This window comes from Streptococcus oriscaviae, from assembly GCF_018137985.1.
Taxonomy (GTDB): Bacteria; Bacillota; Bacilli; order Lactobacillales; family Streptococcaceae; genus Streptococcus; species Streptococcus oriscaviae.
In genome coordinates this window covers 1,975,789-1,990,765 of sequence record NZ_CP073084.1, presented here as the reverse complement: position 1 = coordinate 1,990,765, position 14,977 = coordinate 1,975,789, and the positions used below count along the sequence as shown (strand labels likewise).

Here is a 14,977-nt window from a genome sequence, read left to right as displayed (position 1 = left end):
TTTATTCTACCAAAAAACGTTAGCATCTATCTTAACGTTTTCTTAGTTCAGCCCATATAGACCTCACCCCACCAACTTCCTCATCTCTTCAATCCGCGCTACTGTGGCGTCGAATTTGGCTTGGTAGTCGGCTTGTTTGTCTTTTTCTTTTTGGACGATTTCTGGTTTGGCGTTGGCGATGAAGCGTTCGTTGCTGAGTTTTTTGCCGACCATGTCCAGTTCTTTTTGCCACTTGGCCAGTTCTTTGTTGAGGCGTTCCAGTTCTTCCTCGACATTGAGCAGATCAGCCAGGGGCAGGAAGATTTCGGCTCCTGTGATGACGGCTGACATGGCCAATTCTGGCGCGGTCAGGTTGCTTGCGATTTCCAATTTCTCTGGATTGGTGAAGCGGCGGATGTAGTTGATATTAGCCTTGAAGAAGGCTTCTAGCTCAGAATCTGCCGTCTTAATCAAGATGGTAATGGGCTTAGATGGGGCAACATTGACTTCGCTTCTAGCATTTCGCACCGCACGGATCAGGTCCTTGAGGCTTTCCACTCCCTTGTGGGCTTCCGCATTTTCAAAGGCAGGGTTGACCACAGGATAAGCAGCTGTCACGATGGTACCATCAGAGATTTGACCGAAGATTTCCTCCGTCACAAATGGCATAATCGGGTGAAGCAGGCGGAGAATCTGGTCTAGGGTGTAGAGGAGAACCGAGCGGGTGATGACTTTTTCAGCCTCATTGTCGCTGTACAGCACCTCCTTGGTCAGCTCCACATACCAATCCGCAAACTCATCCCAGATAAAGTTGTAGAGGATATGCCCCGCCACACCGAACTCAAACTTATCAACGTTCTCCGTCACCTTGGCGATGGTCTCATTGAGATTGTGGAGAATCCAGCGATCGGTCACATTGCCAGCCTGACCGCTAGCTACCTTGGCCACATTGTCACGCGCCGCCTCCAGCGTCAAGCCCTCATTATTCATGAGGATATAGCGGGAAATGTTCCAGATCTTGTTGATGAAGTTCCAGCTGGCATCCATTTTTTCATAGGAGAAACGGACATCCTGTCCTGGGGCAGAGCCATTAGACAGGAACCAGCGCAGAGCGTCTGCACCGTATTGGTCGATGACATCCATTGGGTCAATCCCGTTGCCCAGCGACTTGGACATCTTGCGGCCTTGCTCATCACGGATGAGACCATGGATGAGGACATTCTTAAATGGCTGACGGCCTGTAAATTCCAGGGATTGGAAAATCATCCGAGACACCCAGAAGAAGATGATGTCGTAGCCAGTGACCAGGGTTGAGGTTGGGAAATAGCGCTTGAAGTCAGCCGCCTCTTCATCCGGCCAGCCCATGGTAGAGAAGGGCCAAAGGGCAGAGCTGAACCAGGTGTCCAGAACATCCTCATCCTGCACCCAGTCATCGCCTGCTGGCGCTTCTTCGCCGACATAGATGTCGCCTGCTTCATTGTACCAGGCTGGAATTTGATGCCCCCACCAGAGCTGACGGGAAATCACCCAGTCGTGGACATTTTCCATCCATTGCAGGAAGGTGTCGTTGAAACGAGACGGATAGAAGTCTACCCTGTCCTCTGTCGCCTGATTGGCAATGGCATTCTTGGCCAGCTCATCCATCTTGACGAACCACTGTGTGGACAGGCGAGGCTCCACCATAACCCCTGTCCGCTCAGAGTGGCCGACCGAGTGCACACGGTTTTCGATTTTAACCAGAGCGCCCAGCTCTTCCAGTTTCTTGACTGTTGCCTTGCGGGCTTCAAAGCGGTCCATGCCGACAAATTCCCCAGCTAGCTCGTTCATAGTGCCATCGTCATTCATGACATTGACCTGTGGTAAATTGTGGCGCTGGCCGACCTCAAAGTCGTTGGGGTCATGGGCAGGGGTGATTTTTACGACACCCGTTCCAAATTCTGGGTCGGCATGTTCATCGGCTACAATCGGAATTGGCTTGTTAACGATAGGCAGGATGACATTTTTGCCAATCAAGTCCTTGTAACGAGGGTCTTCTGGATTGACCGCAACCGCAACGTCACCAAACATGGTTTCAGGCCGGGTAGTGGCTACCTGCAGCCCTTGAGATCCGTCCTCCAACATATAGGTCATGTGGTAGAAGGCCCCATCAACATCCTTGTGGATGACCTCGATGTCAGAAAGGGCTGTGCGGGCTGCTGGATCCCAGTTGATGATAAATTCACCGCGGTAGATCCAGCCTTTTTTGTAGAGATCCACAAAGACCTTGCGAACGGCTTTTGACAAGCCTTCGTCCAATGTGAAACGGTCCCGCTGATAGTCTAGGGATAGGCCCAGCTTGCCCCACTGCTCACGAATGGTGGCCGCATACTCGTCTTTCCATTCCCAAACTTTCTCCAGGAATTTTTCCCGACCCAGGTTATAACGGGTCACGCCCTGCTCCCGCAAGCGCTCCTCCACCTTAGCTTGCGTCGCAATGCCTGCGTGGTCCATACCCGGCAGCCAGAGGGTATCAAAGCCCTGCATCCGCTTCTGACGGATGATGATGTCCTGCAAAGTCGTGTCCCAGGCATGCCCCAGGTGCAATTTCCCCGTCACATTAGGCGGCGGAATCACGATGGAATAGGGCTTCGCCTCCGCATCGCCCGACGGCTTGAACACATCTTGGTCCAACCAAGTCTGATAACGCCCAGCCTCAACCTCGGCTGGATTGTATTTTGGTGATAATTCTTTCATTTTAGGTTCTCCTGTTCTTTTTACAATGGTCTAACTGTGCCATCTTCTATTCCTTCTTTTAAACTACCAAACATACATTTGGCCATTGATTCATTTTTCATACCCTCAAAATATTTTTCTTCTGACTGCTTAACAAAATTTTGAAAATACCAATCAACATGATCTTTTGCCTTAATTGACGTAAACTGCTTAAAATTGTCAAATGAAGCGATATAACCTATGTAAACTTGAAGTGACAAAGATTCATCAAAATAAGCATCGTTTACAAAATGATAATTTGTCTCTTTATCCAAAAGAAATTTATTTAACTCTGTAATTAAGTTATATTGTTGCTCATCTAAGTTAAAATATTCCTCATCTAATAATACTCGCTGGTCAGACTTAGTAAAGTCATATCTCGTATTTGCTGTTATTTGTGAAACCAACTTTCCTATCAAAACAACAATCATATCTGTTATTTGTAATCCGACATGGTCCCTAGAGTCGCAGCCTTCAATAATTCTTGAAATCTCTAAACCATTAAATGTGCCACTAGGTATTCCTTCATCTAAGAACAGTATCCATTCAATATGGTTAGCAGGAAATCTTTGTTCAGTCATCCACAAATCAAATGCCCATTTTACTTTATTCCAATCAAAAGAAATATCTATCGTTGGCTCAGAAAGTCTAATTCTATGGCTTAGAATTACCCTATCCATTGCTGTTATCAGTTGTTTATAGATATCAAGTTGTTGAGCCATCCTCAAATTACCTTGATTATTATTAATAATCCGCTTCAAATCCTCTTTTATTAATTTAAGCAAGGGCCTTATTGGCAATGTTTTATCTAATAGAGCTTCAATAACCTTTTTTGAGGCTTCAATTTCAGCATACTTGGTCAAAACGTATTTCGCAATAAATGGCGAGAAGTCCGTATTTTCATCTAAAAAGTAAAAGAAATTGGATAATCTTGATGAAGTAATAATTGACATCTTACTAATCATAAACAGTAAGTTATCAACACTGTGTCGGTTTAACATTCGAAAGAGCGATGTATAAAACTGAACTTCATTATCTTTCATGGAAGCAATCCCATAATCAAAGTTTGTCTTTAGTAAATCTAAACCTTTAAGTTCTTTATTTTTATTTTTTAATGACCATTGTAACTGTTGTCTAGTAGATAAATATGTTTCAACTATTTGATGATACTCTTCTTCAATAAATTCATAATCTGTTTTTTCAATTTGAATTACATTAGCAACATAGGAGTGCATATTATCGTTAGCATAAGACAACTTATTTTGTTTATCAAAGGGCTTTGTAATTTTGAAAGAATTCTGTGGACCTTTTTCGTCCATAAATAGATAATACATACTTATTTCTCCTCCCCCACCCACTGAAAGGCTCTCTTCAGTTCTTCCTGTCCATTTTCCAGAAAACACTGGCCATGGGCTAGGATAATTTTTTCTGGTTTCCAGTTTTTCAGGGTTTCAAAGCTGGTGCGGGCTGCTTTTTTCTTGCCGACAAAGGTCAGGCGCAAATCTCTAGGCGTTTTGCCATTGGGATAGGCATTGTCGCCTAGCTTGTAGAGCAGGCGCTGATAGGGTTTCATCTGATGGGTTTCGATATTTTCAATCATATCGGTCAAAATCAGGGTTTTGCTGTCCTTGTGGAAAAAGACAACTTCCTGCATAAAGCGGCTCCCCTTGAAGAGAACTTGGTCCAGTTCCGCCGACCAGGCAGAGGGCGCTTGTTCTGTCAATTTCTGCCCTTGTGGCAGAGGTATTTTCTGGGCACGGGCCCGCTGGTCAATTCCTGGAGCCAGCCAGACTTGCGCCTGCGGATAGATGTCCTTCCAAGCTTGGAGATAGGCATAGTGAAGCTTATTGGGCCCAATCAGATAGGCCACCTCTCCCAGCTGGGCCAGACTGTCCAGCAAGGTCTGATTTGGCTGAATGGGCGAATGGCACCAGAGTTTGCCATTTGCCAGTCTGACGACGGTCATTCTAGTGGAAAAAGGCACCTTGGCTAAACCAAAAGGCATCTCAATAGCAGGCCCATCCACTATCCAGATATTCTCTGCAATGGGTTTGAGCTGGTAAAGGGGTTCGTAAAGTTTGATTGGAATGGTCATTTTTCCTCCCCCACCAACTCAATCTTAATCCCATCGGGATCTTCCAGATAGAGGGCATAGTGGTCTGGCCCTCCTGCATGAGGATAGCGGTCGTCGTAGAGCAGTTTGACTCGTCTGGTCAAAAATTCTTTCCGCCATTGGTCAATGTCATCAGGTGTTCCCGCATGGAAAGCTAGGTGGTTGAGACCCGTACGGCAACGGTGATAACCTTCCTCTAAGAAATCCTTGGGCGTTTGGACAAAGACCAAGTACTGCTCTGCTTTTTTAAAGGATACCCCTTCCTCCCATTCTTGATAGAGAGAGTAGCCCAGTTTGGTCAGAAGAAAGTCATAAAATTCGCGCGATGTTTTCAAATTGGAAACATAGGTTTCAATATGATGCAGCATGTTTTCTCCTTTCCAAATAAATAATCCCCGCCTAGACTTGCTAGACAGGGACGAATTTCTTTCGATTTCCGCGGTACCACCCAGATTCGGATGACAGGGCATCCGCAACTTCAGTTATTCATTTTTTCCATCAGCAACCAGTTTTGACATTTGTGCGGATTTCTCAGTAACGCCGCTTCCTGTGACAAATGGGCTTCAAAACACCTCTGAATACTCCTATTTTAACAGAGATGGCGCTAGATTGCAATGGATTTTATTTTGTTTCTGACCAAGTTCCCTCAATAAAAGGAAGGACCTTGTAGAAGGTTTCAGTGTCACCCTCCAAGGACACCAAGTAGACCTTGTCGCTTTTTTCTGTCCTGAAGACCCAGGCACAGAGGATTTTCCCATCAGACTTAGTGATACCATAGATCTGGTAAGCCCTGTATCCGACAACTTCGGTCATGGCTCCCGTCACATTTTCAAAAATCCCCTGCTCCTCCATCATATAGGCATAGGAATTTGCGGCCTTTTCCACCGCCTTGTCATCAATCGCCTCGACCTGCAAGTCTTCCTTGCTGTAACTAAACAAGGTGACGATATTGTAGCCTGCCAAATCAGAATATTGGTAAGTTTCTCCGCCGTCCAAATCATGGAAGGCTACCCAATCTTTGGGAACATAGACGTAACCATACTGTTCATCACCAATTTGTTGGGATTGGGATAAATCCAGCACTTCATCGCTAGAATCGGTGCTGGTAGCACTTGTCTGCTCGGTGGTTGTTTCCTTTGAACTGGAAGAGGTTCCGGTCTGCCCGATTTTTGAACCGCAAGCTGACAATAAGCCTAGAACCGCACATAAACAAAGCAGATTGAGCATTGATTTCTTTTTCATCTTGTTTCTCCTTATTGACTGACGCAACAACTAATACCGCTTCTCTCCAAACAAGCCTTCTGGCAAATCGTGGAACCCCTTGCCAGCCTTGTAATTGGCAAATTTCCCTTGGATAAATTGATAGGCATCCAGCTTGCTTTCATAGCGGATATAGGCATCTGCTGCCCGCTCATCCCTATCTTCCTCAAGGACTCGGCGGCTTTCATTCATAGCCAGTTCGTTGACCATCACCTGGGTCTGCACCCATTCTTCAAAATCTTTTAAAAATTCCTGTTCGTAATTCATCTTTCTTTCTATTCTCCTAACTGTGAGCTGGACTAATCCTCAATTTCTCTATAAAAATCCGTATCAATGGCCCAATAAGGTGCAATATCTTGGACATATTCCAAAACTCCTTGAAACTCACCTTGGGCATCCCGTACGGCTTTATAGGTGACATGGACAAACTGACCACGACTCTCTGATTTGAACCACATCTCAAACTTGTCTTTTTCCCCACTGCGCAGGGCGGTAAAAATCCTTTTCACCTTGGGCAGCAGCTTAGGCGGATGACAGAGTTCGACATTGCGGCCAATCTGACTAGGTGTCCGCGGAAAAATCATCTCTTCCGTAGGAACCGCATCATTGTAGTACTGGAAAACGTCCTCTTTGTTGACAAAGGTAATTTCCATTGGCAGATGATTGAGTATCAAATCAGCCTGTTCAAGGGAAAGGTAGCCCTTTCCAAAGGCCTGGGCTGTTTGTCTGTCCAGCTTCTGCTGACCCTCTTTTGGCTGAAAAGAGATGGTCAGATAGCCGTCCGGTGTTTCAATTATCTGCGACTGTTCAGCAGTTGGCTCTGCCTTTTCCACTCCGAACCCTTCTCGGTGAGGCTGCCAGACTTGACTAGGCTGGATAATCGCATAACCAAAGGCAGGACTCTCTTCCGCAATTTTCAACCAGTCATCTTGAGTAAAGGTTTCTAGCAAGATCATCAGCAAGATGGACTCTTCTTTGAAAATCATACTTTCAAACTCGACTGCGAATGCCTCAAAGTCTTCCCTAACCTGTGATGGATTACTGCTTAGCTTGTCTTGAAGCGATTGCTTGGCCACAGCAAATAAATCCCGAATCTGGTCATCCACTCCCCACATAACCTTAGGCGGTGCATCATGACCATATCCTTCCATGACGGGAAAGAAAAGCTCCTCCTTGCGGCGATAGTGGCGCTCAAACTGACCGAGTAAGCCATATTGACGCTCTAATCCCTTACTCAGCTCTGCTCTGACTTCATCATCACTGGTTTCTGCATAAGTTTCCAGAAGCCGACGAATCCGCAAAAGAGTTGCCCGCAAAGCAAGATTTTCCTCTTTAAACAGCTTGACAGGATGACCGGGATGCTCCGCATCGGCCAACTCCACCCCTTGAACGGCTTTTTTAAAAAGATTAGCATGGACGTCACAAAGCTTCATTACATCCTCAAAAGTGATACCAGTATCTGCCCCTATGAGTTCGTGTTCCATGAGAGAAATTTCAAGGGCCGATACACCTGTAAAATGCGCTTCAAACCTCTCCTGTATGGACTCCGGACTAGCCCCATGATGCAGTTCGAGGAGCAATTCTTTTAACAGTTGAATTCGTTGGTCATCTTTCATCATTTCCTCCAATCACCTGATAGCCGTTGTATTCCAAGGTTTGGCAAATCCGCTGAAGATCAAACCCCTGCAGTTTGGCCCCCTGACGAATGGAAACCTTTCTCCCCAGTGTCTGACGCATCAAAGGATTGGCAAGCGGCTTAAATCCCAACTCTATCAAAAGTTCCAAAATTTCAGGATGGGCCTCAACAACCTGAGCTACCGGAAGGTTTAAGTCTATGGTATTCATAACAACTCCCTTCACCTATTTTCTCTATTATATCATAGTTATCGTCATAAAATGAAAGATAGAGTGAACCCCTGTCACTTCCTGCTGCCTGACGGTAAAAAAACGGTTGGAGCTATGTCCAACCGTTCACCTAAACCACCTTCTTTAGATGGCTTCTAAGAAAGCTAAAAGCATGGAAGCAGAGCGTTTTCCAGCTTCCACGATAAACTCGTCAAAGCTCATCGGAGCATCCCCCTGGGCAGTATCGCTCATAGCACGAATCACCAAAAAGACCTTCCCCGCATTGATGGCTGCTTGGGCAATGGCTGCTCCTTCCATTTCAACCGCCAAAACCGATGGGAAATGATGTTTAATCTGGGCAATCTTATCCTCTCCAGCAATAAAACTATCTCCCGTAGCAATAAGCCCCACATGGCTTGTTATTTCCTGCTCTGCTAAGACCTTTCTGAGCTTGCTCAGTAGTTCTGAATCTGCCGGAAAATAAAGTTCTTGACCAGACATCTGGCCATACGGGTAGCCAAAAGCTGTCAAATCAACATCATGGTAGACCAATTTATCTGCAACAACCACATCGCCGATAGCAATTCCTTCTGCCACTGCCCCGGCCGACCCAGTGTTGATAATAGCATCCACTCCAAAGGTCTGAGCCAAGATAGCCACTGACATGGCCGACATGACTTTTCCGATTCCTGATTGCACAAGAACTACGTCTGCTTGTCCTAGTCGCCCCTGATAGTAGGTTCTACCAAGAATGACTTCTTCTGTTGCATCCTGTAACTGCTCAACCAGAGTCTTGATTTCCTGGGGCATGGCTGCAATGATACCAAACTTCATTTGTTCTCCTTAAATAAACAATACAGCTAAAACGAGTAGGATAACCAAAACAACAACCCAAAAGAGGATCTTATTGATTTTCCCGCGAAATTCTTCCCGTTTGACAGTTTCAATCCGACGGCTTTTGACAATGGAGGCATCAACTGGGATTCGGACCGTTTCACCTTCCCTATATCCCTCATACTCCTCATCTTCCCATTGCTGGTGAAATGCAGCTTCATGGTCAGACAAATCGCTATTTGGATTGTAATAGCCAAATTCCTGTTTATCTGTCAACCGTTCGCCTCGTCTGGCTCGTTCTAAAATATCATCTGTCAACAAGGGCTTGCCCATTTTGCTGTCCTACTTTCTTAATAATTGTAAGGCTTGAATGGCCATAATCGTCTTGGCATCACAAATATCACCTGATGCAATCAAACTCAAGGCTTCTTCCAAAGAAACCTCCATGAGTTCAATAAATTCATCCGCATCTTTGGGACGCGGATTTTCAACCCGAACCAAGTCATCCGCCAAATAAAGTCGAAGGCGTTCATTACAAAAACCGATAGCAGAATAAAAATCATAGAGCAGAGTCAGGTTTTCCGTGGTGTAGCCTGTTTCTTCCTCCAACTCACGCAAGGCTGCAGCTTCCTCACTACCAGCCTCCCCAATTTCCAGCTTGCCTGCTGGAATTTCAATACTCAGACGTTCAATAGCCTTGCGGTACTGCTTGACCAGAATGAGTTTTCCTTCCGGAGTCAATGCCAATACGCAGACAGCCCCCTTATGGAAAATTAGCTCGCGCTTGGCTAAACCGCCATCTGGCAGCTCAACATCATCTACGGCAACTTCAAAGATATGGCCTTTGAAAATTGATTGACGCTGGATGGTTTTTTCTTCAAATTGCATCGCGCTCTCCTATTTCTTATCTGGATGATGAGGCAACCGCTTAGCGTAGCCTTCCTTGTTCTCCTGACGACAACGCCCAATAGCAACCGCATCTGCTGGAACATTCTTGGTGGTGACAGAGCCCGCAGCTAACAGGGCATTGTCACCAACCTCAACTGGTGCAATGATAGTCGAATTAGACCCGATAAAGACATTATTTCCAACGATTGTAGGATACTTGTTTTGCCCATCATAATTAACAGTGATGGTACCTGCCCCAAAGTTCACATTGCTACCAACTGTTGCATTGCCAATATAGGTCAAGTGCCCTGCCTTGGTATTTTCACCCAGGGTTGACCCCTTCACTTCTACAAAATTACCGACATGGACATCTTTCTTCAAAACACTTCCCGGACGGATATGTGCATAAGGCCCAACCGTCACACCGTTTTCCACGATAGACTCTTCAATATCTGAATTTGTGATAACTACATCTGCAGCAATCTGCGCATCACGCAAGCGGCTGCCGTTGGTCACAACCGTACGTTCACCGATACTGGTCTTGCCTTTTAAAACAACATTGGCTTCGATAAGGGCTTCTGCGCCAATCTCCACATCCACATCGATATAGGTCGCTTCTGGATTGGTAAAGGTCACACCATTCAGCATGTGATACGCATTGATTCGCTTGCGCATGACACTTTCTGCTGTTGCCAAGGCAATCCGATCGTTAACGCCCAGACTTTCATCAAAATCACGCAAAATGTAGGCGCCGACTTTCTCACCCGCCTGACGGAAGATGGAAATAACATCCGTCAGATAATACTCCCCTTGAGCATTGTCTGTGTTAATGTCTTTAAGGGCTTCAAAAAGACGCTTGTTGTCAAACAGATAAGTACCTGTATTGATTTCCTTGACCTGTTTTTCAAAGTCATTGGCATCTTTTTGCTCCACAATCTTGATAACCTCGCCATCTGCATTACGGATAATGCGTCCATAACCAAATGGATTGTCTGCTTGAGCCGTCAAAATAGTGGCAACATTCTTATGGCTGACATGGAAATTAATCAGGTTTTTCAAGCTTTCTCCAGTGATTAAAGGCGTGTCGCCTGCAATCACCAAGGTTTGCCCTTCTAAGCCAGCAAGCGCTGCTTCCGCCATCATAACGGCATGACCAGTACCCAACTGTTCTGACTGAAGTGCAAAGTCTGACTGACCTTCCAAGACTGATTGAACCAGCTCCGCTTTGTGACCTACAATAGTCACCGTTTTCGCCGGTTCCATCGCATCTACCGCGCGCTTTACATGCTCCAACATGGTAATACCAGCCACCTTGTGCAAGACTTTCGGCAAGTCTGACTTCATGCGAGTTCCCTTGCCCGCCGCTAAGATAATTGCATAATTTGCCATATCAATTCTCACTTTATTTTTTTGATTCCCTACCATTATAGCAGATTTTGCCTTTTTTGGAAAATGGCAGGGCAGCTACGCTGGCTGTTAAAACCAGAGAAAAAAGCATGAAGATTACCTCTCCATGCTTGATATTCACTCTTCTACCCAGTCAAAACGATAAACAGTCTGCGACAGAAAGTCTTCGTTTGCCACCAATAAAATCGAACCAAAACCATCTATATTGCAAGCGTTTGGCAAGTGTTGACACTCCAAACTAAAGACACCATGGTAGGCAGCTAATTTTTCCTGAGGATAATTGTAGGTGTAGATGACCACTGCCGGCTGATTCGTTGTCACCTGCACGCGCACACTGCCATCTGGACTGACCACTTCTACTGGAAAATCTGCCGGTTCCAACAGCCACGGATGGTCATAGCCTTTCGCTAGAACAAGCTGAGGATGTTGACTGTCAAAACCTTGTTTGAAAGGAGCAAACTCCCTAAAATCAAACGGGCTACCTTCCACTGCTTCCAAAATACCGGTCGGCAAATTGTTTTCACTCAGCGGAGCATAGCGTGTCGAATGGATTTTTAACCGGTGTTCTCCCACATCCCTGTTAAAATCACCCGTCAGGTTTAAATAAACATGATTGGTTGGATTAAAGAGAGTATCCTGTTCAGAACGAGCGCGATAATCCACTCTAATTTCGTTATCTTCCGTCAACTGATAGATTGCTTGGACAAGAACCGGTCCAGGAAAACCATTAAATCCATCTGGCAACTCCAGCGAAAAAGTGACCTGATTGAGTCCTTCATCCAGCACAGTTTGCCAATAGTGTTCATTAGCCGTATTCGTTCCTCCATGCAACGTACGGTCGGGCTCGTTTTCTGTAAACTGATACTGCCTGCCGCTAATCATAGCTTTTGCCCCTGAAATCCGACCTGCAACCGGCACAATGGTCGCCCCTACATAGTTGTCAAGTTCCAGATAGGACGTATCTGAAGGGCAGGACAAACTAACGTTACGCAAGCCTTCTTCTCCTACCGGCAAATAGATCCCGACAATGCGAGCCCCATAATCTGTTACGCTCAGCTTCATTCCCTTACTATTCGATAAAATATAGCATTGGGCCTTCTTCCCAAATGGTTCAATCTGAATCATCTTTCCTCCTTTCTGCTAAAAAGCCAAAGAGGACTCGAATACCTTCCGAGTCACTCTAAGGATACTTAAAGCCTGTGTTTACGCCGCTACTGCTTACCTTTCAAGTAGCTGGCTAAAAGCTCCGCTGGAACTTTTCACTCGTCTTCATCGTCATCAGAGCTGGTTAACAAGCTGTTGACATGACGAATATTGCTTGCACCGAATTCAATATAGTCCACATCCTCACCGAGCAAGACACCGTTTAAAAATCCGATAACCATTGGCATGTTCATGCCAGCATATACATCGAATTGTCCGCCCTCTAGGATCAAACGCGACACAACATTGGCAGGAGTTCCGCCAAGTAAGTCTGCAAAGACTACAAACTCATCAAGCGAAGCAGTAACTTCTTCAAACTTTTTCTTAAATTCATCTGGCCCTTCTTCTGGAAGCAGTGCTACTGTATGGATTGCTTCTTGCGGCCCCATAATCATCTCAGTAGACTTTTTCAACTCCTCACAGAAGAGACCATGACTCACTAATACTAAACTTTTTCCCATTAAGCCATACCAAATCCAAAGTGGCCAATTGCAGAGAAGAGAAGTGCCAAGACGATGATAATCAAGATGGCTTTAGTGGATGTCATACCACGACGGCCCAACAACCAGAAGACGAAGCCTGTGAAAATAGCTGGAACCAAGCGAGGGAAGATGGTGTTCAACAGATCTTGAATATCAATAACCTTTTCACCAACAGTAGGCATCCATGATACTTCAAAGTTAATCATGGTCGCAATCAAGGCACCCATCATGAAGACACCCATGACTGAAGCTGCATCAACAAGCGCTGTCAAGCGATCACGCATGGTCGTCAACAATTTAGTACCTTCGCGGTAGGCAACTTCCAACTGTTTCCAACGGAAGATGTCGTAGAGAACCGCTACACCAACCCAGAGGAAGATACCCCAAGGCTGACCTTGAGCAGCCAATGTTGCTGCTACCGTACCCATAATCGCTGGCACAAGAGAGCCAAAGATAGAGTCACCGATTGGGGCAAATGGACCCATCAAACCAGTCTTAATACCGTTAACCGCATCTTTAGAAGCAACACCGTCGCTTTCTTCAAGAGCAAGATCAATACCAGTGATAATCGTGTGGAAGAATGGAGAAGTGTTGAAGAATTGAGTATGCAATTTCATCATTTCTTTCAACTCAGGTGTGCCATCTCCATACATTTTACGAAGCTGTGGCAAGATCATGTAGAGATAACCTGAACCCTGCATCCGCTCATAGTTCCAACCAAGCTGGTAGGTAAACATGCTACGTTTGTTGATTTGATTAAAATCTTCTTTTGTTAATTTGTAATTAGATTTCGTCATCTTCAATTTCCCCACTTTCTGAATGTGTTGGAGCAACCACAGTTACTTTTTGACCGTTTTTATAGTGAAGCACTGAAAGGAATGCGCCTACAATTGCGATACCAATCATTGACAAGCCCTTGAAGTTGTTCACAAAGCTTACGCCTGCATCTTCAGGAAGAGTGCCAACGATACCAGCAACAGCACCACCCAAAGCTGATACGTTACCGTAAAGAACAGTCAACATAGCTGTAAGGGCAAAACCAACTGCCAAATAGTGAAGGTTGCGTTTAAGTGGAAGGTAGTGGAGCAAGATTGCAAAACCAAGACCTGGAAGCATACGAGCTGCAAGAGTCAAACCGTTGGCTATCCATTGGTACTCAGCAATTGTATTAACCATTGCTTCTACGAACTCACCACCAAAAGCAAGAGCAAGGAAAACTGGAAGCGCACGAGAAAGTGCCCAAGGAATCGCACCAAGAAGATAGTTGCGCTCGATACCAGCATAGTCAAAGCGTTCTACGGCAGCATCTACGCAATGCGCAAAGAAAGTAGTTGAGAAACGACCAGCAATATCAGTATAGACAAGAAGTGCCGCTACTGGTACCGCGATTGTTGCCACGGCCAATTCTGGGTCAATGTTTTGAGAAACTGAGAAAGCTGTTGCCAAGACTGCACCAGAAGTTGCGTCAATACGAGATGCACCACCAAAGGTACCTACACCTAGCACCATCAGCTGCAAGCTAGCTCCAATGGCCAAACCAGTAGCCATATCTCCCATGACCAGACCTGAAATGAACCCCGCAAATACAGGCGAACCTGCTGACGAAACAATTGTCAGCTCATCACAAATCTGATAAGCAGAATAGAGCGTGAGAAGTAATATTTGCCACCATTGCATAATAGTGATCCTCCTTTAAATTTTTCAAAAATATCCAAAATTTATCTAACTTTATCCAACAATGGCATAAAGTCTCTTGGGCTGTCCCCAGGCACCATTTGGGCAATGAGTTTCACTCCCTTAGCTGCCAAGGCATCAAAATCTTCAACGTCCTTATCAACAATGTTGATTGTACGAGTTACAGGGCGAGTTTCAGGCGACTGAGACATATTTCCAACGTTGAGTTCTGGAATCATTACACCATACTCTACCAAGCGTAGGAAGTTCTCAGGACGACGTGCTACAATCAAGAGGCGTTGTGTATCATACTTCCCTTCTTTGATATTGTTTGCTGCTTTTTCAATCGGCAAAATGGACAATTTAACCCCTGGAGGGCAAGCCAACTTCAAACCTTGCTTTTCAATATCATTTTGAGCAACCGCATCGTCGATAACCATAATCCGAGTGATGTTTAATTTGGTTGTCCACAAGTTTGCAACTTGACCGTGAATCAAGCGACCATCAATACGCGTAGCAATAATTGCCATAAGTATCTCCT

Annotated in this window: 17 protein-coding genes; all 17 read right to left on the bottom strand. The window is 45.4% G+C overall.

Features of this window, described 5'->3' with window-relative positions:
* Window positions 1-63: 63 nt before the first annotated feature.
* On the bottom strand, window positions 64-2,712 hold the full coding sequence (locus tag INT76_RS10000; protein WP_212570419.1) for a valine--tRNA ligase: 2,649 nt from the start codon (window positions 2,710-2,712) through the stop codon (window positions 64-66).
* A gap of 20 nt (window positions 2,713-2,732) precedes the next feature.
* The gene (locus INT76_RS09995; protein WP_212570410.1) at window positions 2,733-4,064 is read right to left on the bottom strand and encodes a hypothetical protein; all 1,332 of its coding nucleotides are present in this window, start codon (window positions 4,062-4,064) and stop codon (window positions 2,733-2,735) included.
* A 2-nt stretch (window positions 4,065-4,066) separates the two neighbouring features.
* Complete coding sequence (locus tag INT76_RS09990) at window positions 4,067-4,825, bottom strand: DUF4336 domain-containing protein (RefSeq protein ID WP_212570407.1); 759 nt, start codon at window positions 4,823-4,825, stop codon at window positions 4,067-4,069.
* Complete coding sequence (locus INT76_RS09985) at window positions 4,822-5,211, bottom strand: VOC family protein (RefSeq protein ID WP_212570405.1); 390 nt, start codon at window positions 5,209-5,211, stop codon at window positions 4,822-4,824. Before INT76_RS09985 ends, INT76_RS09990 begins: the two co-directional genes overlap by 4 nt.
* Before the next feature lie 253 nt (window positions 5,212-5,464).
* Complete coding sequence (locus tag INT76_RS09980) at window positions 5,465-6,085, bottom strand: hypothetical protein (protein WP_212570403.1); 621 nt, start codon at window positions 6,083-6,085, stop codon at window positions 5,465-5,467.
* 30 nt (window positions 6,086-6,115) lie between these two features.
* Entirely contained in the window at window positions 6,116-6,370 is a 255-nt protein-coding gene (locus INT76_RS09975; RefSeq protein ID WP_212570401.1) for a DUF1912 family protein, read from the bottom strand.
* 32 nt (window positions 6,371-6,402) lie between these two features.
* Entirely contained in the window at window positions 6,403-7,719 is a 1,317-nt protein-coding gene (locus INT76_RS09970) for a DUF438 domain-containing protein (RefSeq protein WP_212573062.1), read from the bottom strand.
* Window positions 7,709-7,948 (bottom strand): DUF1858 domain-containing protein, encoded by a 240-nt coding sequence (locus INT76_RS09965; RefSeq protein WP_212570399.1) that lies wholly within the window; start codon window positions 7,946-7,948, stop codon window positions 7,709-7,711. The genes INT76_RS09970 and INT76_RS09965 overlap by 11 nt, the downstream gene beginning before the upstream one ends.
* A gap of 144 nt (window positions 7,949-8,092) precedes the next feature.
* Window positions 8,093-8,782 carry a 5'-methylthioadenosine/adenosylhomocysteine nucleosidase gene (locus tag INT76_RS09960; RefSeq protein ID WP_212570397.1) on the bottom strand — a complete coding sequence of 230 codons (690 nt, stop codon included), beginning with the start codon at window positions 8,780-8,782 and terminating at the stop codon, window positions 8,093-8,095.
* 9 nt (window positions 8,783-8,791) lie between these two features.
* On the bottom strand, window positions 8,792-9,115 hold the full coding sequence (gene macP / locus INT76_RS09955; protein ID WP_212570395.1) for a cell wall synthase accessory phosphoprotein MacP: 324 nt from the start codon (window positions 9,113-9,115) through the stop codon (window positions 8,792-8,794).
* A 9-nt stretch (window positions 9,116-9,124) separates the two neighbouring features.
* Window positions 9,125-9,670: an NUDIX hydrolase gene (locus tag INT76_RS09950; RefSeq protein WP_212570393.1), complete on the bottom strand. Its 546-nt coding sequence runs from the start codon at window positions 9,668-9,670 to the stop codon at window positions 9,125-9,127.
* Between the two features lie 9 nt (window positions 9,671-9,679).
* The gene (glmU, locus tag INT76_RS09945; protein ID WP_212570391.1) at window positions 9,680-11,059 is read right to left on the bottom strand and encodes a bifunctional UDP-N-acetylglucosamine diphosphorylase/glucosamine-1-phosphate N-acetyltransferase GlmU; all 1,380 of its coding nucleotides are present in this window, start codon (window positions 11,057-11,059) and stop codon (window positions 9,680-9,682) included.
* Between the two features lie 135 nt (window positions 11,060-11,194).
* Window positions 11,195-12,202 carry an aldose epimerase family protein gene (locus tag INT76_RS09940; RefSeq protein WP_212570389.1) on the bottom strand — a complete coding sequence of 336 codons (1,008 nt, stop codon included), beginning with the start codon at window positions 12,200-12,202 and terminating at the stop codon, window positions 11,195-11,197.
* A gap of 134 nt (window positions 12,203-12,336) precedes the next feature.
* A complete protein-coding gene (locus INT76_RS09935) occupies window positions 12,337-12,741 on the bottom strand; it encodes a PTS sugar transporter subunit IIA (RefSeq protein ID WP_212570387.1) in 405 nt (134 codons plus the stop codon).
* Window positions 12,741-13,559 carry a PTS system mannose/fructose/sorbose family transporter subunit IID gene (locus INT76_RS09930; protein WP_212570385.1) on the bottom strand — a complete coding sequence of 273 codons (819 nt, stop codon included), beginning with the start codon at window positions 13,557-13,559 and terminating at the stop codon, window positions 12,741-12,743. Before INT76_RS09930 ends, INT76_RS09935 begins: the two co-directional genes overlap by 1 nt.
* Entirely contained in the window at window positions 13,546-14,442 is an 897-nt protein-coding gene (locus INT76_RS09925; protein WP_212573061.1) for a PTS mannose/fructose/sorbose/N-acetylgalactosamine transporter subunit IIC, read from the bottom strand. Before INT76_RS09925 ends, INT76_RS09930 begins: the two co-directional genes overlap by 14 nt.
* Before the next feature lie 38 nt (window positions 14,443-14,480).
* The gene (locus tag INT76_RS09920; protein ID WP_212570383.1) at window positions 14,481-14,966 is read right to left on the bottom strand and encodes a PTS sugar transporter subunit IIB; all 486 of its coding nucleotides are present in this window, start codon (window positions 14,964-14,966) and stop codon (window positions 14,481-14,483) included.
* Window positions 14,967-14,977: the final 11 nt, after the last annotated feature.

Bases quoted from the DNA above. Each gene is read 5' to 3' on its own strand.
- INT76_RS10000 (WP_212570419.1), bottom strand. From the start codon at position 2,712: ATGAAAGAATTATCACCAAAATACAATCCAGCCGAGGTTGAGGCTGGG.
- INT76_RS09995 (WP_212570410.1), bottom strand. From the start codon at position 4,064: ATGTATTATCTATTTATGGACGAAAAAGGTCCACAGAATTCTTTCAAA.
- INT76_RS09990 (WP_212570407.1), bottom strand. From the start codon at position 4,825: ATGACCATTCCAATCAAACTTTACGAACCCCTTTACCAGCTCAAACCC.
- INT76_RS09985 (WP_212570405.1), bottom strand. From the start codon at position 5,211: ATGCTGCATCATATTGAAACCTATGTTTCCAATTTGAAAACATCGCGC.
- INT76_RS09980 (WP_212570403.1), bottom strand. From the start codon at position 6,085: ATGAAAAAGAAATCAATGCTCAATCTGCTTTGTTTATGTGCGGTTCTA.
- INT76_RS09975 (WP_212570401.1), bottom strand. From the start codon at position 6,370: ATGAATTACGAACAGGAATTTTTAAAAGATTTTGAAGAATGGGTGCAG.
- INT76_RS09970 (WP_212573062.1), bottom strand. From the start codon at position 7,719: ATGAAAGATGACCAACGAATTCAACTGTTAAAAGAATTGCTCCTCGAA.
- INT76_RS09965 (WP_212570399.1), bottom strand. From the start codon at position 7,948: ATGAATACCATAGACTTAAACCTTCCGGTAGCTCAGGTTGTTGAGGCC.
- INT76_RS09960 (WP_212570397.1), bottom strand. From the start codon at position 8,782: ATGAAGTTTGGTATCATTGCAGCCATGCCCCAGGAAATCAAGACTCTG.
- macP (WP_212570395.1), bottom strand. From the start codon at position 9,115: ATGGGCAAGCCCTTGTTGACAGATGATATTTTAGAACGAGCCAGACGA.
- INT76_RS09950 (WP_212570393.1), bottom strand. From the start codon at position 9,670: ATGCAATTTGAAGAAAAAACCATCCAGCGTCAATCAATTTTCAAAGGC.
- glmU (WP_212570391.1), bottom strand. From the start codon at position 11,059: ATGGCAAATTATGCAATTATCTTAGCGGCGGGCAAGGGAACTCGCATG.
- INT76_RS09940 (WP_212570389.1), bottom strand. From the start codon at position 12,202: ATGATTCAGATTGAACCATTTGGGAAGAAGGCCCAATGCTATATTTTA.
- INT76_RS09935 (WP_212570387.1), bottom strand. From the start codon at position 12,741: ATGGGAAAAAGTTTAGTATTAGTGAGTCATGGTCTCTTCTGTGAGGAG.
- INT76_RS09930 (WP_212570385.1), bottom strand. From the start codon at position 13,559: ATGACGAAATCTAATTACAAATTAACAAAAGAAGATTTTAATCAAATC.
- INT76_RS09920 (WP_212570383.1), bottom strand. From the start codon at position 14,966: ATGGCAATTATTGCTACGCGTATTGATGGTCGCTTGATTCACGGTCAA.